The 22,920-nt window shown below is 44.5% G+C and carries 20 protein-coding genes; 10 read left to right on the top strand and 10 right to left on the bottom strand.

The features are described from left to right. Position 1: 1 nt before the first annotated feature. From GJS45_RS11995 to GJS45_RS12020, 6 genes are all read left to right on the top strand, one after another. Positions 2–286: a cell division protein ZapA gene (locus GJS45_RS11995; RefSeq protein ID WP_162342084.1), complete on the top strand. Its 285-nt coding sequence runs from the start codon at positions 2–4 to the stop codon at positions 284–286. A 69-nt stretch (positions 287–355) separates the two neighbouring features. Further along, positions 356–1,921, top strand: a complete 1,566-nt coding sequence (rny, locus tag GJS45_RS12000) for a ribonuclease Y (RefSeq protein WP_162342085.1) — start codon at positions 356–358, stop codon at positions 1,919–1,921. Positions 1,922–2,247: 326 nt separating this feature from the next. Continuing rightward, on the top strand, positions 2,248–5,346 hold the full coding sequence (locus GJS45_RS12005) for an efflux RND transporter permease subunit (RefSeq protein ID WP_162342086.1): 3,099 nt from the start codon (positions 2,248–2,250) through the stop codon (positions 5,344–5,346). A 41-nt stretch (positions 5,347–5,387) separates the two neighbouring features. After that, positions 5,388–6,569 carry a hypothetical protein gene (locus GJS45_RS12010; RefSeq protein ID WP_162342087.1) on the top strand — a complete coding sequence of 394 codons (1,182 nt, stop codon included), beginning with the start codon at positions 5,388–5,390 and terminating at the stop codon, positions 6,567–6,569. Between the two features lie 384 nt (positions 6,570–6,953). Further along, positions 6,954–7,532, top strand: a complete 579-nt coding sequence (locus GJS45_RS12015; protein ID WP_162342088.1) for a hypothetical protein — start codon at positions 6,954–6,956, stop codon at positions 7,530–7,532. A gap of 118 nt (positions 7,533–7,650) precedes the next feature. Next, positions 7,651–8,223, top strand: a complete 573-nt coding sequence (locus GJS45_RS12020) for a helix-turn-helix domain-containing protein (protein ID WP_162342089.1) — start codon at positions 7,651–7,653, stop codon at positions 8,221–8,223. A gap of 16 nt (positions 8,224–8,239) precedes the next feature. On the opposite strand, the gene GJS45_RS12025 is transcribed toward GJS45_RS12020, so the two are convergent. Continuing rightward, positions 8,240–8,830, bottom strand: coding sequence for a porin family protein (locus GJS45_RS12025; protein WP_449506090.1), 591 nt, complete (start codon positions 8,828–8,830; stop codon positions 8,240–8,242). Between the two features lie 381 nt (positions 8,831–9,211). Here GJS45_RS12025 and GJS45_RS12030 point away from each other — a divergent pair, with 381 nt between their 5' ends. Both GJS45_RS12030 and GJS45_RS12035 read left to right on the top strand, forming a co-directional pair. Next, positions 9,212–10,258 (top strand): ParM/StbA family protein, encoded by a 1,047-nt coding sequence (locus tag GJS45_RS12030; protein WP_262887940.1) that lies wholly within the window; start codon positions 9,212–9,214, stop codon positions 10,256–10,258. Between the two features lie 4 nt (positions 10,259–10,262). Then, on the top strand, positions 10,263–10,829 hold the full coding sequence (locus GJS45_RS12035) for a bactofilin family protein (protein WP_162342092.1): 567 nt from the start codon (positions 10,263–10,265) through the stop codon (positions 10,827–10,829). A gap of 93 nt (positions 10,830–10,922) precedes the next feature. On the opposite strand, the gene GJS45_RS12040 is transcribed toward GJS45_RS12035, so the two are convergent. The 9 genes from GJS45_RS12040 to GJS45_RS12080 all read right to left on the bottom strand — a co-directional run bounded on the left by GJS45_RS12040 (position 10,923) and on the right by GJS45_RS12080 (position 19,126). Beyond that, the gene (locus GJS45_RS12040) at positions 10,923–12,314 is read right to left on the bottom strand and encodes a sodium-dependent transporter (RefSeq protein WP_162342093.1); all 1,392 of its coding nucleotides are present in this window, start codon (positions 12,312–12,314) and stop codon (positions 10,923–10,925) included. 39 nt (positions 12,315–12,353) lie between these two features. Next, complete coding sequence (locus GJS45_RS12045) at positions 12,354–13,301, bottom strand: SDR family oxidoreductase (protein ID WP_162342094.1); 948 nt, start codon at positions 13,299–13,301, stop codon at positions 12,354–12,356. Continuing rightward, positions 13,276–14,115 (bottom strand): peptidylprolyl isomerase, encoded by an 840-nt coding sequence (locus GJS45_RS12050; RefSeq protein ID WP_162342095.1) that lies wholly within the window; start codon positions 14,113–14,115, stop codon positions 13,276–13,278. Before GJS45_RS12050 ends, GJS45_RS12045 begins: the two co-directional genes overlap by 26 nt. After that, entirely contained in the window at positions 14,108–15,040 is a 933-nt protein-coding gene (gene hemC, locus GJS45_RS12055) for a hydroxymethylbilane synthase (RefSeq protein WP_202928075.1), read from the bottom strand. Before hemC ends, GJS45_RS12050 begins: the two co-directional genes overlap by 8 nt. Beyond that, positions 15,040–15,948: a 30S ribosomal protein S6--L-glutamate ligase gene (rimK, locus tag GJS45_RS12060; protein ID WP_162342096.1), complete on the bottom strand. Its 909-nt coding sequence runs from the start codon at positions 15,946–15,948 to the stop codon at positions 15,040–15,042. Before rimK ends, hemC begins: the two co-directional genes overlap by 1 nt. Next, complete coding sequence (locus tag GJS45_RS12065) at positions 15,945–16,394, bottom strand: ATP-dependent zinc protease family protein (RefSeq protein WP_162342097.1); 450 nt, start codon at positions 16,392–16,394, stop codon at positions 15,945–15,947. Before GJS45_RS12065 ends, rimK begins: the two co-directional genes overlap by 4 nt. A 57-nt stretch (positions 16,395–16,451) precedes the next feature. Next, on the bottom strand, positions 16,452–17,594 hold the full coding sequence (locus GJS45_RS12070; protein WP_162342098.1) for a DNA polymerase III subunit: 1,143 nt from the start codon (positions 17,592–17,594) through the stop codon (positions 16,452–16,454). Positions 17,595–17,605: 11 nt separating this feature from the next. Next, positions 17,606–18,808 carry a putative sugar nucleotidyl transferase gene (locus GJS45_RS12075; protein ID WP_162342099.1) on the bottom strand — a complete coding sequence of 401 codons (1,203 nt, stop codon included), beginning with the start codon at positions 18,806–18,808 and terminating at the stop codon, positions 17,606–17,608. Positions 18,809–18,880: 72 nt separating this feature from the next. Then, the gene (locus GJS45_RS12080) at positions 18,881–19,126 is read right to left on the bottom strand and encodes a type B 50S ribosomal protein L31 (RefSeq protein WP_162342100.1); all 246 of its coding nucleotides are present in this window, start codon (positions 19,124–19,126) and stop codon (positions 18,881–18,883) included. Positions 19,127–19,336: 210 nt separating this feature from the next. Between GJS45_RS12080 and GJS45_RS12085 the strand changes: the two genes are divergently transcribed. Together GJS45_RS12085 and GJS45_RS12090 are read left to right on the top strand one after the other, a co-directional pair. Then, the gene (locus tag GJS45_RS12085) at positions 19,337–21,007 is read left to right on the top strand and encodes a hypothetical protein (protein ID WP_162342101.1); all 1,671 of its coding nucleotides are present in this window, start codon (positions 19,337–19,339) and stop codon (positions 21,005–21,007) included. 75 nt (positions 21,008–21,082) lie between these two features. Beyond that, positions 21,083–22,915: an ABC transporter ATP-binding protein gene (locus tag GJS45_RS12090; RefSeq protein WP_162342102.1), complete on the top strand. Its 1,833-nt coding sequence runs from the start codon at positions 21,083–21,085 to the stop codon at positions 22,913–22,915. Positions 22,916–22,920: the final 5 nt, after the last annotated feature.

Here is a 22,920-nt window from a genome sequence, read left to right on the forward strand (position 1 = left end):
TATGGATACACTTTCAATTAGAATAAAAATTGGAGATAGAGAATATCCAATGAAGGTGAAGGCTGATGAAGAAGCCCGAATCAGGCGGGTGGGGAAGTTGATTAACGATAAAATTAAAAAGTACAGGGAAGAGTTTGGCCTGGAGGACCGACAGGACCTGCTTGCGATGGTGTCGTTTGATTGCATGGTGGAATCCATGGAGCTAAACGAAACTCAAAGTAATGAAAGCGAGCAGGTCAAAAACGTGGTATCACAGGTCAATCAACGTCTGGATGCTTTACTCTAACCTATAGTCCGTCAAGTCCCAATACAGCAGCAGTGTATTTTTTTCCGGTAGATAAACTCAACTATATCTATGGGATTTTCATTATACATCATTTTATCAGGAGCCGTCGGCATTTTGCTGGGAGCCTTTCTTGCTGGATTTTTTATAAAAAATAATAGCAAGAAGATAGAGGCAGAAGCAAAAGAAAAAGCGAAAAGCGTTTTAAGAGAGGCAGAAATTACGGCAGAGGGGCTGAAGAAAGATAAGATTCTGGAGGCGAAAGAAAAATACCTTCGGCTCAAGTCTGAATTTGAAGAAGAAGTAGGGAAAAAGAAAAACATCCTTATTACCAATGAAAACAAGCTGAAGCAGCGGGAACAGATTCTTTCCAAAGAAATGGAGCAGCTTAAGCGCAAGGAAGCCGAACTGGATAGCAAAAAAGAAAACCTAAGTGCGCAATTACATGCGGTCCAGATTAGAAAAGATGAATTAGACAAGGTGACCCAGCAGCGGATTACTGACCTGGAGAAAGTGGCACTCCTGACGCGCGAAGAGGCCCGGGAACAATTGATAGAGATGCTGAAGGATGAAGCCGCCACGAAAGCGTCTTCTCATATTAAGGACATATTGGATCAGGCCAAACTCAGCGCCACCAAACAGGCCAAGAAGATCGTTCTCGATACCATTCAGCGAACGGCTACCGAACACGCCATCGAAAATTGCGTGTCGGTATTCAATATTGAGAGCGACGATGTAAAAGGAAAAATTATTGGTAGGGAAGGAAGAAATATCCGTGCCCTGGAGGCAGCCACCGGAGTGGAGATCGTGGTAGACGATACCCCTGAAGCCATTATCATTTCCGGCTTTGATCCGGTAAGAAGAGAAGTGGCGCGATTGTCCCTGCACCGCCTCGTACAGGATGGAAGGATTCACCCAGCCCGGATAGAAGAAGTAGTAGCCAAGACGGAGAAAAACATCGATGAAGAAATTATCGAGATCGGTGAGCGCACCTGTATTGATCTCGGGATACATGGATTGCATCCCGAATTGATCAAGATGGTTGGAAGAATGCGTTTTCGATCTTCTTACGGGCAAAACCTGCTGCAGCATTCTCGGGAAGTGGCCAAACTCTGCGCCACCATGGCAGCAGAAATGGGAATCAACGCCAAGCTCGCGAAAAGAGCCGGTTTGCTTCACGACATCGGCAAGGTATACCCGGAAGAAGCAGAACTTCCCCATGCCATTTTGGGTATGGAGTTGGCAAAAAAACACAAAGAGCATCCTGAAGTGATCAATGCTATCGGTGCTCACCATGACGAGATCGAAATGACCTCCATGCTTTCACCCATCGTACAGGCCTGTGATGCCATATCTGGTTCCAGACCGGGGGCACGAAGGGAAATTATGGATAGCTACATCAAACGTCTCAAAGACCTGGAGGATCTGGCTTTGAGCTTTGAAGGAGTCAATAAATGTTTTGCCATGCAAGCTGGCAGGGAATTGCGGGTGCTCGTGGATGCAGACAATGTAGACGATACCACGGCAGGCCGCTTGTCCTTTGAAATTTCTCAAAAAATAGAAAAGGAAATGCAATATCCGGGACAGATAAAAATCACCGTTATCCGGGAAATGCGATCGGTAAATTATGCGAAATAATTCAAGGTAAATTAAACGGTTTAATAGTAAAGGGCAACTATTCGTCAAAAGATAGTTGCCTTTTTTTATATTTCGGCCGCAGTTCACTTTAATAGGTTCTTCTGAAAAAAGATCCGCTGAAGTACATAAAAAACGGATCATTTTTGTTTTTTTATATTATTTATTTAGTTTTATAGGTGTTGATTGGTTTTGTTTTATTAAACATTAGAACCCCAGATGTCTATTTCGCTTTCAAATCGACTGTGTTTGCCTTTCCCCGCTAAAGGGTTGGTTTTTTCCTGTTGGGAAACTGCCAGTCAAATCCCGATACCAAGAACCCTAAACCAATGACACCTTTCCGACTGGTAATTGTTTTTTTTGTGATGGCAATCATTGGATTTGCACTGGTTCCCCGGTTGTCGGTGGATCTTAATCCCAGGGAAAAGGAACCCGTGTTGAATATTGGGTTTTCAGTGCGCAGTGCCGCTCCGGAATTGGTGGAAAAGCTGGCTACTTCGCCACTGGAAGGGGTGCTTTCTCAGTTGTCAGAGTTAAAGAAAACGACTTCCGTATCCAATTACAATCAAGGCTCCATTCAGTTGCGTTTTGACAAGCGCACGGATATGGAATACAAGAAATTTGAAGTGTCGGCATTGATACGACAGGTGTATCCCTCACTGGATAGTAAGGTTAGCTATCCGACTATTACGCAGTCTGCCCAAAGAGACATACAGGAAAAGCGGCCGATCCTGACGTATAGTATCAATGGTCCCTTTGCATCCTTCGAAATAAAAAAAATTACGGAGGATATCCTGGTATCGGCATTAAATAAGATTGAGGAAGTGGAGGAAATGGAAGTAAGGGGGGCGAATGACCTGTACCTATACGTGACCTATGATATCCAAAAACTTCAGAGCCTGAACCTTTCAAGGTCAACCCTGGAAAACAAGTTACGCAGTTCTTTTGGCAGAAACTTCCCCGGACTGGCGATGAATGTTTCCGGTGAATCCTTGTTTTTGGAAATTGATCGTTCGCTGGTTTCGCTGGCAAATTTGGAAAATTTACTCATAGGTAGGCTGGGCGGGAAGGAATTGTATTTAAAGGACGTTGCCATCCTGACATTAGAAGAGGCCGCTCCTCAACGATATTATCGAATCAATGGTAACAATTCGGTGAGTTTGACCATCAATAGCAGGGATGGGGTAAACAAAGTATTGCTGGCGGATAAGATTCGGGAAACCATCGCTGCCACAAAAAGTCAATTGCCGGAAGGATTTGATGTGCGGCTGGAGTTTGATGACACCTCGTTTTTAGAAAAAGAACTTCAGAAAATTTACAAGCGTTCCGGACTTTCTATCCTGATTCTGATCTTATTCATATTTTTGATCAACCGAAACCTGAGGTACCTAATTACCTTGTTTTTGGGCATTTTGGTAAACGTGAGCCTGACCGCTATCATTCTCTATGCCTTGGGTACGGATATTCACCTGTATTCCCTGGCAGGACTGACCATTTCTTTTGGGTTGATTGTGGACAATGCGATTATCATGATCGACCATCTGCACAAGCACAAAAACAGAAGGGTGTTTTTGGCTTTGCTGGCCGCGTCACTTACCACCATTGCTGCATTGCTAATGGTATTTCTGCTACCGGAAGACGATCGGAAAAACCTGGGTGACTTCTCCATTGTGGTCGCCGTCATGCTGGGCGTTTCCTTGCTTATCGCACTGCTATTTACACCGGCAGTGTACAGCCTTCTTTTTAAAGGAAGTTCGGGGAAAGGTCGCAAACTGACCCTGCATCAACTAAGAAGACGGGGTAGGGGAATGCTGGTATACGCCCGGACCATCGCTTTTTTGGCAAACCACCGAAAAGCCTTTGTAGTTGGACTTGTCCTTCTATTTGGTCTACCTGTTTTTTACCTGCCTGCAAAATGGGAAGGTCAGGAATGGTACAACAGCAGTATTGGGAGCACGTACTATCAAGAGACGATGCGACCCTATGTAGACAAGGCACTGGGTGGATCCATGAGGATGTTTGTTCGTGGGGTTTTTGAGAAGTCTTCTTACCGGGAGGCGGAGCGCACCAGACTCTATGTAAATGCCAATTTGGCCTTTGGCAATACCCTGGAACAAATGGATTTTATCATCCGGGAATTTGAAGCCTACCTGAAAGGCGTGGAGGGGATAGATAAATTTGTGACCACCGTCAATTCCGGGCAAAATGCGCGCATAGAAATAACGTTTAAGGAAGCTTATGAAACGTCGGCCCTTCCCTATAGGCTGAAAGGAAAACTGGCCATGAAATCCACCGACTGGAGTGGGGTTCGATGGAACATTTATGGGGTGGGACAGGGTTTTTACACCGGACCGGGTGGAGAGGGCATCCCCTCTTTCCGGGCAGAATTGAGGGGCTATAATTACACTGAACTGGAAAAACAGGCAGAAATTTTGGCTTCAAAGCTTCTTTCGCACCGCCGGATCCAGGAAGTGAATACGAATGAACGGCTTAGCTGGGGAGAGCAGAAAACCGAAGAGTACGTGCTGGAATTCGATCAGCAGCAACTGGCACTATCGGGCACCAACCAATACGAGATCGTCAATGCGCTTCAGGACATGTCGCTTCACGAGCAACCTTCCCTGTTCCTGGAAGTTGACGATGACCGATACGGTATGGTGGTAAGGGAGAAGCAATCTTCCCGGTTTTCCCGTTTTGATCTGGAGAACAGCAGCCTTATTACCGGCGAAGACCGAATCGTCAAAGTATCTGGCGTGGGTTCCTTAGAAAAAGAATTTACTACCAATGCCCTTCATAAAGAAGACCGCCAATACATTCGGCTGGTTTCCTTTGAGTATATGGGATCGGCGAAGTTTGGGGGAGAATACCTGGATGAAGTACTTGATGAAATGAAAGCCGGTATGCCTATTGGGTATTCGGCAAGCAGACAGACTTATAGCTGGAATTACGATCAGGCCAAAAGGCAGTATGGGTTGCTGTTGGTTTTGATCGCTGGCATCTTTGTCATCTGTTCGATCCTCTTCGAAAACTTCAAACAGCCGCTGTATATTATCTTTATCATTCCGGTCTCCTTTATTGGGTTATTTCTGATTTTTTCGCTATTTGATTTTTATTTTGACCAAGGCGGATATGCGGCATTTGTGATGCTGGGTGGTCTGGCGGTCAATGCGGCCATTTTTATCGTCAATGACCTGAATAACCGGGAGGGGAAACACTATAATCGTAATGTATTGAAAGCCGTGGCAGGGAAGGCTACCCCTATATTGCTGACGATTTTATCCACTTGTTTCGGGCTGATTCCCTTTGTGATAGAAGGGCAGAATGAGATATTTTGGTTTTCCCTGGCCATCGGTACCATTGGCGGCCTGGTTTTTAGCATGGTTGGGGTTTTTCTTGCGCTGCCGGTTTTCTTGTGGAAAACAAAATAATTATCCTAAACTTGATGGTGCATTTCTTAACCTGCTGCCAAATGAAATACCTTAGCATTCTTTTATTGTTCATACCGGGCCTTTTTTCCTGCAATGATAACACGTCTTCAGAAACTGGTGGTCCCCAGCAAAAGCTATTTCTTGAAGTGGTGGATAGCATTATCGTAGATGAGCTGGAACCTCTGGTAATTGATGATTACCTGGAAGAGGGTGACAAATTTCTCATGCGAGGGAATAAAAGTAGAAAACCGTATTTGGTAGCTGGGAACGGGGAAATTTTGAAGACGTTTGAGATATTGAATGAAGGGCCGGATGGTCTGGGTGCAAATGGTGCCTTCGGCTATGGCTTTTTGAATGAAGCGGAATGGGTCGCACAAGGCCTCTTTAATGGGTACCATGTATACGATATGAGCGGAAACAAATTAAAAATACTGGACCCTATTCACATAGCTATCTATGCCATGTCCATGTACAGTTACCGTACCTTATTTACAGGTTTCACCAAAGATGGAGCCAGGATGCTTATTGGGCAGGAGCAGAATTTGTTTAATCCTGATTCTATTGGCGAAGAAGCGAGACAAACCGCCGAGTACTATGATCGCGTAAAAACAGTTTTTGCTTATGGAGTGGATAATGGGGTGTTGGAGTTGCTGGAAACCTATCCTGATGAATGGGAACCCAAAAAATCACACAAAATGGTGGGACAAAGCCAGCCGATCGTTGCCTTTCATCGCGGTAAGCAGGAATTGGCCTTGCTTCCCGTCTTCGGAAACCAATTGTTTGTGTACGATTATTCCGGGGAGGTACCTGAACTGAGGCATGTAACCCAGCTCAGGCATCGCTACCGGCCCGAAAAAATACCCGAGCAGCTATCCGGGGTGAATGGGTATAGTAGTTACCCTGGCTTTACCGATTTGCGGTATGTGGGGGAAAACCTATTGGTTGAATTCAAAACAAGAATTCCCGAAGATATTGTAAACGAGCTCCGTGCTTCCTCGGAGCAATATTATGACAGCCCGGCCTACAGGGAGGCCATGGAAACGTTTAGTAAACCCTATTATTTATGGGTTGTGGAAGGGAATCAGGCAGGGGTGCTGGATGGTCTACCCGTGCATGGAGCCTTGGATTTCGCGGATGAAAATGGGTTGGTTTATGTCAATGATAATTTAGCGCCAACTATAGAAAGGGATTACAATATTTTTTACCGATTGAAATTCAAGTAATTAATTTGAAATCGTTGCAATTTCCAGACATTACCTATTTTTTATTCTAAAATTCGTTCGTTAACAACCCTAAAAAAAATTTTATTTTGTTTTTTAGTCAGTTGTACCTTTAAATTTTAAGGTAAAACGAATTTGGAAACGATTCAGATTCCTGTTTCTGATTTTTGATTACATAATATTTACCACTTAATATTATGTAATAGTTAATTATTTAATATTATCATTGAATAATTTGCAACGTAACATCCCCTTGTTTACATTTGTGTCATACTTACGTAAGTAAATCAATTGCCTACCCAAAATAATTAGCCTCAAACAAAAATTTTTCGGGAGGATCCCGGGAAGAGGTTTTAAAAGTTTCTAAACCTTTAAAAATTTAACATCATGAGATTAATTATTGCAACATTACTCGCTTTCACATTTAGTACCGCTGTATTTGCTACAGCACCGGTAGAAAATCCAATTGTAACCCTTGAGAAAATCGGGGAGAAAAGATTTCAATTAAAATACAATGGTATACCGGAAGGGAAGGTAACAGTAGCCATCAAAGACGAAACCAGCAGAATTATCTACCGGGATGTCATTGAGTCTGAAAATGTTTTCTTCAAAAATTACGACTTAAATAAATTGGACCTAGGTAACTACCAAATCGAGGTGTTCAATGCCGCATCAGGAAAACTATCTGATTTTGAAGTTAACCTGGGACCAAGAAGCCTGGAGAAAACTTATTTCGCAAAGGTAACCGAATTGGATAACAAGACGCTTGCCTTGGTTTTGAAAAATTTGAATGGAGTTGAAAAAACGCTGGAGATATTTGATAAGGGAAGATTGGTTTTCGAAGCGCCTATAACGGGTGAGACTTTTGGAAAGAAGTTTAAATTTGAAAACGTCACTTCATTAGAGGATATTTCTATTAAGATTTCAGACAACAGCGGATTTGGAAATTTTCTTTCAGTCCGATAAAAAAATTGAATTACCCACTAACAGAAAAAGAGGCTGTCCCAAGACAGCCTTTTTTTTGTGCCGGTATTTAGAAAGACCCTTTTTGAAATTTATTTTTAGCAGTGCTTGTTAATCAGGCATGCGAGAGATACGAGTTAAAAACATGGTCTGTCCCCGTTGCATCATGGCCGTGGAAGAAATCCTCCGGGATATGGGCCTTGTTTTTGAAAAGGTGGAATTAGGCTTGGTACTTTTAAAAGAGCCGCTGGGAAACCCACTGGCTGAAGCTTTTGAGAAACGGCTGAACTCCTTGGGTTTCGCTTTGGCAAAGTCCAGGGAAACCGTCTGGGTAGAAACCGTCAAATTGACCTTATTACAACTATTGGAAAAGGGAAGTGAGGGATTGGACACCCCCATTTCCCAAATTCTTTCCCAGGAAACGGGACTGGGTTATTCCCGGTTAAGCCAGCTTTTCAGTAGTCTGCAAGGAATTACCATCGAACACTATTTCATTGAGTTGAAAATAGAAAAGGCCAGGGAGTTACTCAGTTATGAGGCCCATAATATATCAGAGGTGGCTTGGAAGCTGGGCTATAGCAGTATGCAACATTTTTCTGCGCAGTTTAAAAAACACACAGGGATGACACCGAGCCAATTTCGAAATCTGAACCAGAAGCCTCGTAATTTTCTGGATCAGGTGGGGCAAAACTAGCGTTCCCTGAGCCGACTTAAAATAAGCGGATGCCCAGGGATAGGATTAGTTGGTTTTGCCTTTGGTCGGTATTAAGTCCGGCGATCGCATCCACATGGTTTGCCAGGGCTCCCTCGTATTTAAAATCAAGGATCATGTTGGCGATATCCAGACCGATTCCTGCCTGGTAACCTAAGGTTGCCGTGTTTGGGTCCGAATCAATCGGCACGGAAGGATTTCCGGCGGTCAATTCGCTATCGAGGATAAATGTGACCACGGGGCCAGCCTGCACGCGAAAGAATCGGGCGATCTTAAAGCCGCCCATTAATGGCACGTCTATTCGGTCAAAACTAGCCGAATAAGTTACTGTATTTCCCGTTTGAATGTCCTCAAATTCACCTCCTGTATTGGTGTAGAGAACTTCAGGCTGGATAAAAATTCGGTTTCCTCCGAGTCTGGCAAAGAGCCCCAGGTGGTAACCTAGTTTTTCATTGCCTTTTGAGAAGTTATTGTCACTAACGGAAATATTTCCCTGGGAAATCCCCAATTTTGGGCCGATGGAAAATTCCTGTGCCTGTGCGTTGACCAAAACAACGGATAATAAGAAGCATGTAAGACAAATTTGCATGAAGTGTCTCATGAATAAGGGTGTATTAGTCTGACCACAAAACTACACAAATTCAAAAGGATACGGTTAATTTCTGCAAAATACCTTTATGTAAAAGGACCAGAAATCAAAAAAGGATGCCATTTTCTACCAAATGCAAAATAATGGGCATAAACTTTAACAAGTAGCTTGTTATTTCCGCAAGGTTCCTTTAATTTGTCTTTAAACAAAAGGTTAGTCCCTGGCTTTCTTTAAATATTGATAAAAATAAGTAAGTTTGTGAGGCATCCTGTTTCCGATTGGATTGTGCAAATGAGTCTGGGACGATGATTCCTGTTAGGCACTAGTTTTTAATATTTTACGATAACAAATACGGAATACTGTTTTATAAAGGATAAAAGAATAAAAATAATTTCCATGATAGAAGTACTAAAGTACCCCAGTGTATTAGAAAGTAGCAACCTTGAGCTAAGGAATGTGGCCAGGGACTTGGTTTCCGGACTGAAAATTTATCACGATAACATTGGATACCTGGTAGGGGACCTGGCGCTTTCCGAGGGGACTTCGCCACACCGGAATATCAATAGTTCTCCGGATGAAATAGACTATCGGATCTTTTTAAAAGCAGGTCTTTTGCTGGCCTCTCAAAAACTGGGAAGTCCCATTACGGTTACTACTGGATTTCCCTTTTCGACTTTTCAGGTCTTTAAGGAAAACGCCTATCGATTGTTGGAAAATGAACACATTATAGAATACGATACGCAGACTTTTGGAGGGGGCGGTAGAAAGAAAATGGCCGTAGAAGTAGACCGGGTAGCGGTGATTCCCGAGGTAGTAGGGTGTAGCATGGCGGTGAGGCAGCAGTTTCAGGATGCCCCGAAAAACTTCTTCATGATCAGTCTTGGGTACGGGACCATGGAGGCCATACTCAGTACCGAAGGGGGACTGGTGCAACGATCCAGTGTATCTACCTTTGGCCTTCGCTACGCTATCAATCTCATCACCCGGGAGCTGCAGAAAGATAACTATCTTGACTTGAAAACGGAGCACCAAATTGACCAATATTTTAGTGAAGGAACAATTATCCTGAACAGGAAGCGTTTGGACTTAAGAGAGCTTCGCAAGCAGGTTATTACGCAATATTACAATGACGTGATTTCTCCCTCATTAAGAAAGGCTTTTTCGGATAGCGATTTTTCAAAATCGGCCGATCTTTACCTGGCAGGAGGCGGAGCCAATTACGCTGAGTTGGTGAATTTATTCCGAGATGAATTCGATGGCTTGTTAAATGTACACGTACCGGAGGCACCCGAACAAATGGCTTCCATAGGCTATTGTTACAATAGCCTCGCTATCGGCGGAGGTGCGAAAGACAAAGCGGTCGGACTAGATCTAGGGAATAGTTCAACGATACTCACGACATTTAAACAAGAAAAAGAAGATTATTGAGCCTATGAAATTCGGATCCAATAAGCAACAAAATGAAGAACCTCATGCAGGAAAAGTGACGGTATTGTCACTTGGGTTTGAGCTTACAGGGGATATCATTTCCAAAAGTGACATCAGAGCAGATGGCATATTGGTAGGAAGTATCCGCACGGATAAAAAAGTAGTGATCGGAGAAAAGGCTTCCATCACCGGGGATATCATAGCGGAAGAAATCAGCATCAGTGGAGAGGTGATGGGGGATCTTTACATCAAAGGAGAAACCACCATCTACTCCGATGCCAAAGTTTCTGGAAACATTACGACCAGTTCCATTTTTATCCACAAAGGAGCTCAAATCAACAGTGGTATTCAGGTAGTAGATGCCAAGTCCGTTGAAGAATCCTCAAAATCGAGTAAAATTAACTCGGTCAGCCGGGAGGAATTGTACTCCATGCTGGATGATAGAACGGCCAGGAAAAAAGATGTGCCGGTTAAGCCTATAGCCAAACCGGAGCGAGCGTCCTTTAAGGAAAGCTCCTCTACCGAATCCTCGGATGATTCTTCAAACATCGATTACCCCAGAACCTGGTAAGGTTTCTGACACGTATATACCTTTTATTATTTATGGAATAAAAAATGGTAGCCCGGTTTGTGGCTACCATTTTTTTATATCGATTGCTCTGGTTTATCCCCCTTCACCAGGTGCTCCAAAGATGCCGATCATGTTCATAAGGACCAGAAGGATCACAATGGGGCATATCCATCTAATGAAGAAAATCCAGGCTTTTCTGGGAAAACCAACAAAGAAGGTAGATCCCTGTGCTATTTCGGAGGCGTATTCTTTTACATTTTTAATCCATCCGGTATACAGGCTGAGCATCAGACAGATCACTACAATAGCCAACGTCCCAAAAAAGAAGTCCATCAGGTCAAAGAAACCGGCTATTTGTCTCCCGAAAAAATTAAAGCCCAGGTTGTTGAAAAAATTTCCTTTTACAGCCGCCAGAGAGGATGGAATGCTTAATACCATTGCGGCGATCCCAATGGTCCAGGTGGCTTTTTTCCGTGACCAGTTCCTTTCATCGATAAAGTAGGCCACCGGCACTTCCAGCATGGAAATGCTGGAGGTCAGGGCTGCCACGAGTAATAAGAGGAAAAACATGCCTCCGATGATATTGCCAAAAGGCTCTATCTGATCAAATACCCGGGGGAGTACGTTGAAAACCAAGGCCGGCCCTTCATCGGGGCTCACCCCGGGTAAAAGGGCAAATAGGGCTGGAAATATCATCAACCCTCCCATGAGTGCAACCATGCTGTCCATCCCGGCGATCCATGCTGAGGATTGAATGACATTGCTGTCTCTGGGCAAATAAGATCCGAACGTGATCATCAATCCCCAGCCTACTGATAAGCTGAAAAATGCCTGGCCCAGCGCGGAAAGGATTACTTTTCCGTTAATTTTGGTAAAATCTGGTGAAAGGTAGTATTCGATCCCGGCCCCTGCGCCCGGAAGGGTGACGGCGCGAGCTGCGATCAATAGGATGATTAGAAACAAAACGGGCATTAAAAATTTAGCCGCCTTTTCGATACCGCCTGAAATACCCCCCAAGACCACCGAAATGGTCAGCAAAATAAAAACCATGCATAAGGGAATGACGTATAGTGGGGTCTGGACAAAATCCTCGAAATCCACCGGAACATTAATGAGCTCCGTAAAAATATAGCCTATGGTCCAGCCAGCGATCACGGAATAATAACTTAATACGGCAAAACAGACCAGTACACAGAGTACACCTGCTGACTGCCAAAAACGGTTGCCTCCCGTTTCTTTGATGGCACCCACCGGATTTTTACCTGACTTTCGGCCCAGTGCTATTTCATTTAACAAGAGCGGAAGTCCGATCAATAAAACACAAAGAACGTAGACAAAGACAAATGCTCCACCTCCGTTTTGCCCGGTAATATAGGGGAATCGCCAAATGTTTCCTAGTCCCACAGCCGAACCTCCCGCAGCCATTATAAAACCAAATGTAGATCCCCATTGTCCTCTGGAGGAGCTATTGCCAGAATTTTGCATAATATTGGAAGTGTGTTAGGTGTTCAAAGAAAAAGAATATCAGGTTTTGTAATCGGCTAATTTAATTTGTTTTGCCAGAATACCAATTCCATCTTCAAAACTTTTGGGTTGAAATCCCAGAATTTCTTTCGCTTTGGTAATGATCAGACCGGTACGAAGCGGTCTGGCTGCCACCTGTCCGAAATGGGAGGAGTCTGTTTTTTGTATTCCCTCCCGATCCAAACCAAAAAACATCGCTGTCATCAGCGCCATGTCGTAGGGGGTAAGCAATTCTTCTCCGGATATGTTAAAAATACCTGTGGCACCTTTATCAGCCATTAGCAGGCATCCTTCGGCGAGATCTTCCGCCAGCGTAGGCGTTCTGAATTGATCGTCCACTAATTCTAATACTTTATGTTGTTCAAGTCCTTTCTTTACCCATAAAATAATATTGGACCGGCTCATGTCGTGCGCCGTGCCATACACCAGATTGGTCCGGACAATGGACCATTTGTAAGGATAGTTTTGGACCAGTTTTTCAGTTTCCAGCTTGGTCTTTCCGTAGTAATTTAGAGGGTTCGGTTGGTCTTCTTCGTTATAAGGCCCGTTTTTACCATCAAAAATGAAGTCCGTAGAAAGAAATATCAAATGGGATTTACAGGCCTCACTTCCTTCAATAATATGTTGGGTGCCCGTCACATTTTGTTCAAAACAACTGTGGCGATTTACCTCGCAGCGATCTACGTCCGTCATGGAAGCGGCATGAATGACATACTGAGGAGCATAAATCTTAAAAACCTCCATTACCTCTTTTTTATTGGTAATGTCCATCTGTTCAAAGTCGTAACCTTCCCATTCACCCGGTAATCGGCAGGGCCCCCTACCCGTGGCGATAGCATCGTATTTCCCGTCGATCAGGATTTTTTTGACAATTTTCTGCCCCAATAATCCGTTTGCTCCGGTGATTAATACCTTTGGTTTTTCACTCTTCAGGATATTTATATCCATATTCTCTGGTAATTTTTTTCTTCGAAACCATTTCAACGTTCACATCCATATATACAGGAGTAATCGGTTTGTCATTGGGACCTGTTTCTTGCCCGGAAATTTTTTCCATTATATCCAGCCCTTTGATTACTTTCCCAAAGACCGTGTAGCCGTCATCCAGATGAGGAGTGCCACCAACGGTAGTGTAAGCTTCTATCTGATTTTTCCTTTTGTCTAACTCCAAATTTACATTAAAAAACTGTTCCAGCACTACTTTTTTTGAAAGCATTAGCGCATTTAAACTGTCAATTTCCTGATTTTGGTATAATCGACGGTAGGTCTCACGCAATTCCACGTTACTATCAAGCTGCAAATACTGAGTGAATGCCTTCTGAAGTTTGGGCATGTCGGTGGTCAGTTCCTCTTCGCTGTAAACCTTTCCATCCACCAGGTAAAATTGACAACCGCTGGACCTTTTTTCCCGGTTCATGCGGTCTCCTTGCCGGGCAGCCGCAATACTCCCTTTTTCATGGATGAGTGAAGGGTTGAATTCCGCCGGTAGGGTATACCAATCATCCGGAGGCAATCCCTCCTCTGTGAATACGTCCCCCCCCTGAATCATAAAATCACTGATTACCCGATGAAATTGAGTGGAATCGTACCTTCCCGAACGAGCTAGATCAAGGAAATTTTCCTTATGAGCGGGTGTTTCATCGTAAAGGATCGCGTACATGGTTCCATATTCGGTGGATATGGTCACCAGGTAGTCCTTTTCACTCGCACAGGAACTAGCCAGAAGCAAGCTATAAGCCAAAATGAATAGGGATTTATTCATGGAGTTGCTGTTTGATTTCTTTTAACAATTTATCGCCACCTTTTGCCAAAATGCTTTCGGCCAATTGAATCCCCATCGAGGCGGCTTCCTTTTCGCTTCCTTGAAACGAGTCGTAAAGTCTTACTTTTCCTTCAAGCTGTAATAGTCCACCTTTTATATGCAGGGTGGATCCTTCCCAGACCGCCAGGGCAAAGGCGGGAATGCTGCAGCCTCCTTCCAATACCCGCAAAAAGCTCCTTTCGGCCTGTAGGCAAAAGGCGGTAGCGGTATGATTTACCGCTTCATGAATGGCCGTTTTTGTTTGGGGAGCCAGGCTTTGATGTGCCTCCACTCCTATACATCCTTGTCCTACCGCGGGAATAAATTGATCCAAGGACAGGTCAGACCGGATAAGTGCATCATACCCCATGCGGTGCACGCCAGCGTAGGCCAATAACAGACCGTCGCAGACACCATTCTCCATTTTGGCTATCCGGGTTTGTAAATTTCCCCGTATATCTGTGGTGCGCACATGGGGATAGTAATACCGGAGCGTGGCGATTCTTCGCGTAGAGGAGGTGCCTAACAGTAATGGTTCTTTGCTGTCCAGATCGGGCAATTCTTTGTGGCTGATAATCACGTCGTTCGCCTTTTCTCTCTCCGTGAAAGCGATGATATCAAACCCTTCCGGTAGGCGGGAAGGCAGGTCTTTGGCACTATGGACCGCGATGTCGATTTTGTTTTCTGCCAGCTGATTTTCCAGTTCTTCGGTAAAGACCCCTTTGCTGCCTATCTTGGAAATGGCCACGTCCAGGACCTGATCTCCTTTGGTTTCAATGATAACAATTTCTGTTGCAAGGCCCTTTTGACGGAGTAAATCAGCCACATGGTGTGCTTGAAAAAGGGCCAGCTTGCTACCCCTCGTTCCTATTCGAATGGGTTTCATTATCGATCGGTTTTTCGTTTACTGGAATTTTTCTCCACGGAGGTTTCGATAAAGGAAATAATTTTTCCCGCGATATCGATACCAGTTGCTTTTTCAATACCTTCCAGACCCGGCGAGCTGTTGACTTCCAATATTAACGGCCCCCTGTCTGATTGGAGCATGTCCACACCGGCCACGGATAGGCCCAGGGCTTTGGCGGCGTTCAATGCGGCGGTTCTTTCTGCTTTGCTGAGGCGAATGACTTCTGCTTTTCCTCCCCGATGCAGGTTGGACCGGAATTCTCCTTCTGCTCCCTGACGTTTCATGGCACCTACTACCCGGTTATTCACTATAAATGCACGTATATCCGCCCCTTTGGCTTCTTTGATGAATTCCTGCACAATAATCCGGGCCTTAAGTCCATGAAAGGCTTCAATGACAGATTGTCCCGCCTTTTTGGTCTCGGCCAGAACCACTCCCAAGCCCTGGGTTCCTTCCAGCAGCTTGATGATAAGGGGCGCACCGCCCACCATTTCCACCAGTTGTTTTTCGCCCCCCTTGGAAAAATTAGTGAAGGCTGTTTTGGGCATTCCCAAACCTTCACGGGAAAGTATCTGCAGGGATCTTAACTTATCCCGGCTCCGTACAATGGCCTGGGACTCTACGGCTGAAAACACACCCATTAATTCAAACTGCCGGACCACAGCTGTTCCGTAGAAAGTGACGGATGCCCCTATACGGGGAATGATGGCATCGATTCCGGAAAGCTTTTCACCTTTGTACAGGATGTAGGGCCCATTTTGCTCAATAATCAGGTCACAAGCGGAGTGATCGATTACCACGGCTTCATGCCCTGCTTCCCGAATGGCCTGGACCAGCCTTTTGGTGGAATACAACTGGGTGTTTCGGGATAGTACTGCTATTTTCATGTTTGTTTTTCTTTAGTAATGGGTGCTCCGGCCAAAAATGTTTTTTCCACATCGACCAAAAACCTGCCTTTCAGTATTTTTCTACCGAGTAATACCGCATGTTTCATTTTAGACCGGTCAGACAAGGTGAAAGCCGCCGAAAAAGTTCGGGCTCCCAAGGAAAGGGTGGTCAGGACCAGATACCGCTTTTCCATTTGACCGAAGGAGTTTTTTACTTTCTTGACTTTGTATTTGGAGGTATGAATCGTTTTTCCCGTGTAGCCTGGGTCAGCAGGAGCTAGCAATATAAACTCAAGTAGGTTTTGCCCCTGCTCCTGAATTTCCTTTACTGCCGAAGCATAAATCGTGCAATTGTATGCTCCCGTGTCTACCTTGGCAGTGATTTTATCGATTTCCCAATCTGGTAACCGGACCGTTTCTTTTCTCCCAATTATTGATTTTTCCATTGCTTCAAAGATAACCCTTTCCAAAGGTAATCCAGACTTTTCCCAGCGGATTCTACCTTAAGCAGACTTGATTATTTTGGCGAGGGAAAATGCCAGGTCTAAAAACAGGATTTTTGAATTGGCATTTCTTTCCAAATGGTAATGGGCCTCATTCAATAGGGTGTAGATTTTAGTTAATTTTTCATCATTGAGAACCGTACTGCTGAATTTCACAATAAACTCCCGGTCCGTATCATTGGTTCGCATCAGGTCCGGTAACTGGGCGCGGTTTAGGAGTGATTCTCTGATTACATTTACTCCCGTCAAAATAAGCGATTTTTGGGCTTCCTTTCCGGACGCACTCACTTGCTCTGAGAACCGTAGTAACGAAGAAATATCCACCGAATAGCAATCCCGTAACCAATCCCTGAATAGGAGGGTATTTTTGTCTTCCACATTTTGGGAGAGTAATAGTGCCTCGCGCATGTTGCCATCTGCCAGCGGAGCAATTTGTTGCGCAGCCACGGTGTTTGATAAGCTTGATTTTACCAGGAAATTCTGTATTTCCTCATCCGAAAAATTTCTTACATGAATTTTTTGGGTTCGGGAAAGGATGGTTGTCAGCAGGTTTTCATGTTGTTGACTGACCATTAAAAACAAAGTTTTGGCCGGAGGTTCCTCAAGAATTTTCAGCAAAGCATTTGCGGAAGATAAATTCATGGTTTCAGGAGCCCAAATGAGCATCATTTTATACCCCCCTTCAAATGACTTCAAAGAGAGGGTTTTTACAATTTCTTTAGCAGTGCTCTTAGAAATACTCAGTGGCTTGTTTATTCCCAAATGGGCATTCCAATCCTGAAAATTACCATAGGTTTTTTCACGAACAAAGGATCGCCAGGAAGCCAGGAAGTCGACCTTCTTTTCTTCGTTTTCCTCCTTTTCCTTCCCTTTTTTTTGGGGGGGAGCGGGAAGAGGAATGGCAAAATTGACATCCGGGTGTATCAATTTCTCCATTTTCAGGCAGGAGGGACACTTTCCACAGGCATCGGATTCCCCCGGATCTTTGCAGTTGACATACGTCGCAAGTGCCAATGCAAGGGAAAGATTGGCACTGCCCTCTTTTCCATGAAATAATAAGGCATGGGCCAGGTGATCATTTCTAATAGCATTAATGAGTTTCGCCTTGGTGTCTCCAAGTCCCGGAATCGAAGAAAAAAGCATGGTTTTTTGAGTTAAAATTCTTTGTCCCAGATGCGGTAAGGCCGGGTAAGTTCAAATACCCGCTGTAGGATGGATCGCTCGCTTTCATTAAACTCCATTCCTTTAAAGGCCATGGCTTTTTGTGCGGTCTCTTCAAACCGCATCAGTTTGAATGTGCTAAAGCCCGCAGAACCTCCCCAGGCAAAGGAGGAAACAAATTTTCTGGGAAATCCCTCCCCAAATAAATTGGCTCCGACCCCGATGATCGTTCCGGTGTTCAGGGTAGTGCCAATACCCAATTTGACATGGTCCGCTATCATGGACCCACAAAATTGGAGTCCTGTGTCGGCGAATCCACCTTTGGTGTAATCCCAGACTTTGACAGGCATGTGATTGTTTTTCAGGTTAGAAACGACGGTATTGGCACCGAAATTACACCATTCTCCCACCACACTATTGCCCATGTAGCCATCGTGTGCCTTGTTGCTATGCCCCATGAAGACTACATTGGATACCTCTCCACCTACTTTACATTTGGGGCCTACCGTCGTATTTTCCCGAATTTTGGCTCCCATGCTTAACGTAGCATCCTCACCTAGGGCGAAAGGCCCCCGGATCAGACACCCTTCCATAATGTGAGCATTTTTTCCAATATAAATGGGGCCATTGGTGGCATTGAGAACGGATGCCCTGACCTTTGCTCCTTTTTCAATGAAGATATTGGGCTCGTTATAGAGATGCGTATGAGGATCGTCCGTTCCCCAGGAAACCCGCCTTTTAGTCAGTAAGTCAAAATCTTTCTGAATTTCACTGCCATTGAATTGAAAAATATGCCAGTTCCGGGTGATCACCCGAACGTCTTTCTCAAAAAGCACTTTTTTCTTATTTGGTAGGTGATCCGGCTGAAATTGCTCGGGTTTTTCCAGGTAAGTAGCCAATAGGGTGTCCTGGTGCCAGAGGGATTCGTTGTTTTTAAGTTCAACCACGGCGGCCAGCAAATCCTCATCGGGACAAACGGCTCCGTTTAGGTAAAGGGAGGGAACCGTCAAAGCAGGGAATTTAGTTTGCAAATAATCCTGGGTGAAGTGCCCTACCTGTTTTGCCTGCAAATGGTGTTGCCACTTTTCGCTGATTTTTAAAATCCCAATCCGAAGGTCCGCCACCGGTCGGGTAAAAGTGAAAGGCAAAAGGTTGCCCCTGCTTCTGGGGTCATCAAACAACATGATATGATCCATATCACAAAAATAAAAAAGTCTACCGGAATAAAGCTTCCGATAGACTTATTCTCAGGCGATATCCTGAAATAATTATTTTTTCTTGTACCTTCTGTTGAATTTCTCCACCCGGCCGGCTGTATCCAGCAACATTTTCTTGCCGGTGTAGAATGGATGCGAAGCAGAACTAACTTCTACTTTTACCAAAGGATAATCGTTGCCATCTTCCCAGGTGATGGTTTCACCGGTCTCGATGGTGGATTTGGTCATGAATTTATGATCGCTGGAAGTATCAAGAAATACTACTTCTCTGTAATTGGGATGAATTTCTTTTTTCATTGTATAGCCTGTTATTTTTTTCTTCTTCAAATTGAGGCACAAATTTACCCCTTTTTATAATTTTCTCCAAAACATTCTCTTTCAAATATAAAATACTTCCTTAATTTTAAGCCAAAACCGAACCATTCAGCTAATCAGTTGCTTGTGAGGGAGCTCGATTTGAAGGATTTTGTCCATCGAAAGCAGGTAGTAAACCAAACGATTACGTTTATGAGAGTACTTTTTTTTAGTTTTTTCCTCGCATTTTTTCAATTGCCAGCCACTCAGGCGCAGAGTCCCTTGCTGCCCTACGATCGGGATTATTATCAACTTATCGAACGCATGGAAATCAAACAGGGGTTTTTTGCTAAAGAATTCCACACGGGAGTAAAACCCTTCCGCAGAAAGGAGGTGGTGGACTTTTTGCAAAAATACCAGAATACCGCCGGATCCCTAAGCTCAGTTGATGCCTTTACCATTTCTTACCTGCTGGAGGATAGCTGGGAGTATTCCTCAGATACCCTTACTTCCTCTACGCAAAATAAGCGGCGGAAAATTTACCGTCGGCCCGCGGACTTTTATTCCTACAAAGATGAGGATTGGGATGTTCATATCAATCCGGTGATCTTTTTTCAGGGGGGAATAGAGCAAGGGGAGGATGAGCTGCGATTCCGCAATACCAGAGGGGTCACCCTCAGAGGAAGTATTGACAAAAAAATTGGATTTCAGACCCTGCTTACGACCACTGATTTGGTTTTCCCTTCCTGGATCAAGCGATACGTTCAGCAGCACGGGGCGATACCGGAACAGGGATTTTGGAAACGGTACGGGGATAATGGCTATAGCTTTTTTTCGGCGCGGGGTCAGCTTAATTTCAATGCCACCCGGCATATTCAGGTTCATTTTGGGCATGACAGCCATTTTATAGGACAGGGGTTCCGGTCATTTGTGCTTTCAGATTTTTCAAATCCCTTTGTGTTTTTAAAGTTGAATACTCAAATAGGGCCTGTAAATTTCACTAATCTCTGGGGCCAGCTTACAGCAGATATCCTAACCGCCGGTGGTTTCCCTACAGACGGCAGGTACCCCCAAAAATGGTTTTCCTTTCACCGGTTGGGAGTTAATCTGGGTCAGAGATTTAATTTGGGTATATTCGAGTCGGTAATGGCCAACCAGATGGATTGGAATTACCTCAATCCCTTGATTTTTTACCGCTGGGTGGAGCATCAGTTAGGTACCCCGGATAAGGTCATGGTCGGCACGGATTTCAAATGGCATCCGGGTAACGGATGGCAGCTCTATGGGCAATTTGTGCTGGACGAGTTTGTTTTCAATGAGTTTTTTGGCATCTCAGGTAAAGGCTCCAGCCGAAACAAGCATGGATTCCAACTTGGGTTAAACTACGTATCGGTAGCGGGCATTGATAACCTGGATGTGCAGCTGGAGTACAATCAGGCCAGACCGTATACGTTTCAGGAAAAGTTTGATTACCAGTCGTATACCAACTACCGGATACCCCTTACCCATCCACGGGGAGCCAATTTCAGGGAGTTGATCCTACTGGGTAGGTACCGGCCCTTGCCTAGACTCAGTTTAAACGGAACTTTTCTCTTCCAAATGCAAGGCAAGGATCCGGCACCTGTGGATAATTACGGGGGGGATATTTTAAAAAGTAGACTTGACAATAGTACCTCTCTGTTTGGAAATGTCATTGGGCAGGGAGAAAAAACGCATACCCGCATGTATACCATTAGGGCTTCCTACATGCTTCGTCACAATTTGTTTCTGGATTTGTCTCAAACCTTGCGCCAGGATTCAGGGGCAGCGTTACGTGCTTCAGATGCGGTATTTTCCCAGTTGGCTCTGCGATGGAATAGGAGCCGGTTTGATCCACATTTTTAGGAAGCGTAGAAGATACCGTAGGTCCTATACCCGGTAAAAAATTGTAAATTGCGCCCTTTATTGAAACAAGCTTTTATGGAAACTTATCTGCGTATACTTGCCTATGCCCGACCTTACAGGCGGTATTTCCCTCAATATGTGGCGTATGCGTTGCTGGCCATTGTGTTCGGGCTGCTGAATTTCACCCTGCTCAAGCCTCTTTTTGATGTTATTTTTGAGCAAGTGGGGCCGGAAGCGTTACAGGCGTATAGTGAAAGGCCGGAATTTTCCTTTTCCATTCAGTATTTCATGCACCTTTTCAACCATTTTTTTCTGGAGATAGCTAACGCTTATGGCAAATTCGGCACCCTGGTATATGTTTGTGTAATAATCGTCGTATCAGTATTTCTGAGCAACCTTTTTGCTTACCTGTCAGGAGTGGTTTTGGCCAAAGTGAGAGCCGATATCATCCAGGGAATGCGCGTTCGGATATTCACTGCGGTTAGCAGGATGCACTTGGGGTATTTTTCAACGGAAAGGAAAGGAGACCTCATTTCTAAGATGACCAATGATATTCAGGAAGTAGAAAACAGCATTGTCCAGTCCCTGAGAGTGGTATTCAAGGAACCCTTAACGGTCATTCTTTATTTTGCCGTGTTATTTTTCATGTCCGTACAATTGACTTTGTTTACCATCCTGTTGATTCCGGTTTCCGGAGCAATCATTGGTTATGTGACCAAACGATTAAAAAAGTCTGCCGTGCAGAGTCAGGAATCCCTGGGGAGAATCGTCAATATTCTGGACGAAACCATTGGAGGCATGCGAGTGGTCAAGGCCTTTGGTGCCCGGAAATTTGTTCACCAGAAGTTTGAGGCAGAAACGGATTATTATGCCAGGGTGAACGTGTCTATGGCCCGAAAATACGAACTAGCCTCTCCGATCAGCCAATTTTTGGGAGTAACGGTTGTGGCGGGGATTCTCTTATACGGCGGTAATTTGGTTTTAACCAACACTTCCAGCCTGAGCGCGAGTGAGTTCATTGCTTACATTATTTTATTTACGCAGGTGCTAAATCCCGCTAAGGAAATATCGAGGGCACTCAGCAGTATTCAGCGGGGTTTAGCCTCAGCAAGAAGGATATTTGATGTGGTCGATGCAAAACCAGAAATCCAGGAAGCCCCGGATGCCTTACCCCTGGCTCAATTTAGGGAGGGCGTGGTGTTTCAGAATGTAGGTTTTGCCTATCAGGAAACACCAGTATTGAAGGGGATAAATTTTGAACTTAAAAAGGGAAAGACCATTGCGCTGGTCGGTCCCTCTGGAGGTGGAAAGTCAACGCTTGCGGATTTGCTGCCCCGGTTTTATGATCCTACAGAGGGATTAATAAAAATTGACGGGCAAGACATCAAATACCTAAAAATTTCAGACTTGCGGCACCATATGGGGATTGTTACCCAGGAATCCATTCTTTTTAATGATTCGGTGTACCAAAACATCGCTTTTGGAATGGAGGGCGTCTCTATGGAGACGGTAGAAAAGGCCGCTACCATTGCCAATGCACATGATTTTATTATGAAGTTGGAGGAGGGTTATCAAACGAATATCGGGGAAAGGGGGACTAAATTGTCTGGTGGGCAGCGACAACGCCTGAGTATTGCCAGGGCTGTTTTAAAAAACCCGGCTATTCTAATCCTGGATGAAGCCACTTCTGCATTGGATTCCGAATCGGAACGATTGGTCCAGGAAGCACTGGCAAAACTAATGGCCAATCGGACTTCACTTGTTATTGCCCATCGGTTGAGTACCATCCAGCATGCCGATGAAATTTTGGTGATAGATGGAGGACAGATCGTGGAGCGTGGCAGCCACGAGGAATTAATGGAAATGAATGGATTATACAAGAAACTTTCCCAAATGCAGTCAGTTTAGTATAT

It is taken from the genome of Cyclobacterium salsum, assembly GCF_010119245.1.
GTDB lineage: Bacteria > Bacteroidota > Bacteroidia > Cytophagales > Cyclobacteriaceae > Cyclobacterium > Cyclobacterium salsum.

What these genes read in the sequence shown, in the direction of transcription:
- GJS45_RS11995 (WP_162342084.1), top strand. Translation starts at nt 2, where the DNA reads ATGGATACACTTTCAATTAGAATAAAAATTGGAGATAGAGAATATCCA.
- rny (WP_162342085.1), top strand. Translation starts at nt 356, where the DNA reads ATGGGATTTTCATTATACATCATTTTATCAGGAGCCGTCGGCATTTTG.
- GJS45_RS12005 (WP_162342086.1), top strand. Translation starts at nt 2,248, where the DNA reads ATGACACCTTTCCGACTGGTAATTGTTTTTTTTGTGATGGCAATCATT.
- GJS45_RS12010 (WP_162342087.1), top strand. Translation starts at nt 5,388, where the DNA reads ATGAAATACCTTAGCATTCTTTTATTGTTCATACCGGGCCTTTTTTCC.
- GJS45_RS12015 (WP_162342088.1), top strand. Translation starts at nt 6,954, where the DNA reads ATGAGATTAATTATTGCAACATTACTCGCTTTCACATTTAGTACCGCT.
- GJS45_RS12020 (WP_162342089.1), top strand. Translation starts at nt 7,651, where the DNA reads ATGCGAGAGATACGAGTTAAAAACATGGTCTGTCCCCGTTGCATCATG.
- GJS45_RS12025 (WP_449506090.1), bottom strand. Translation starts at nt 8,830, where the DNA reads ATGCAAATTTGTCTTACATGCTTCTTATTATCCGTTGTTTTGGTCAAC.
- GJS45_RS12035 (WP_162342092.1), top strand. Translation starts at nt 10,263, where the DNA reads ATGAAATTCGGATCCAATAAGCAACAAAATGAAGAACCTCATGCAGGA.
- GJS45_RS12040 (WP_162342093.1), bottom strand. Translation starts at nt 12,314, where the DNA reads ATGCAAAATTCTGGCAATAGCTCCTCCAGAGGACAATGGGGATCTACA.
- GJS45_RS12045 (WP_162342094.1), bottom strand. Translation starts at nt 13,301, where the DNA reads ATGGATATAAATATCCTGAAGAGTGAAAAACCAAAGGTATTAATCACC.
- GJS45_RS12050 (WP_162342095.1), bottom strand. Translation starts at nt 14,115, where the DNA reads ATGAATAAATCCCTATTCATTTTGGCTTATAGCTTGCTTCTGGCTAGT.
- hemC (WP_202928075.1), bottom strand. Translation starts at nt 15,040, where the DNA reads ATGAAACCCATTCGAATAGGAACGAGGGGTAGCAAGCTGGCCCTTTTT.
- rimK (WP_162342096.1), bottom strand. Translation starts at nt 15,948, where the DNA reads ATGAAAATAGCAGTACTATCCCGAAACACCCAGTTGTATTCCACCAAA.
- GJS45_RS12065 (WP_162342097.1), bottom strand. Translation starts at nt 16,394, where the DNA reads ATGGAAAAATCAATAATTGGGAGAAAAGAAACGGTCCGGTTACCAGAT.
- GJS45_RS12070 (WP_162342098.1), bottom strand. Translation starts at nt 17,594, where the DNA reads ATGCTTTTTTCTTCGATTCCGGGACTTGGAGACACCAAGGCGAAACTC.
- GJS45_RS12075 (WP_162342099.1), bottom strand. Translation starts at nt 18,808, where the DNA reads ATGGATCATATCATGTTGTTTGATGACCCCAGAAGCAGGGGCAACCTT.
- GJS45_RS12080 (WP_162342100.1), bottom strand. Translation starts at nt 19,126, where the DNA reads ATGAAAAAAGAAATTCATCCCAATTACAGAGAAGTAGTATTTCTTGAT.
- GJS45_RS12085 (WP_162342101.1), top strand. Translation starts at nt 19,337, where the DNA reads ATGAGAGTACTTTTTTTTAGTTTTTTCCTCGCATTTTTTCAATTGCCA.
- GJS45_RS12090 (WP_162342102.1), top strand. Translation starts at nt 21,083, where the DNA reads ATGGAAACTTATCTGCGTATACTTGCCTATGCCCGACCTTACAGGCGG.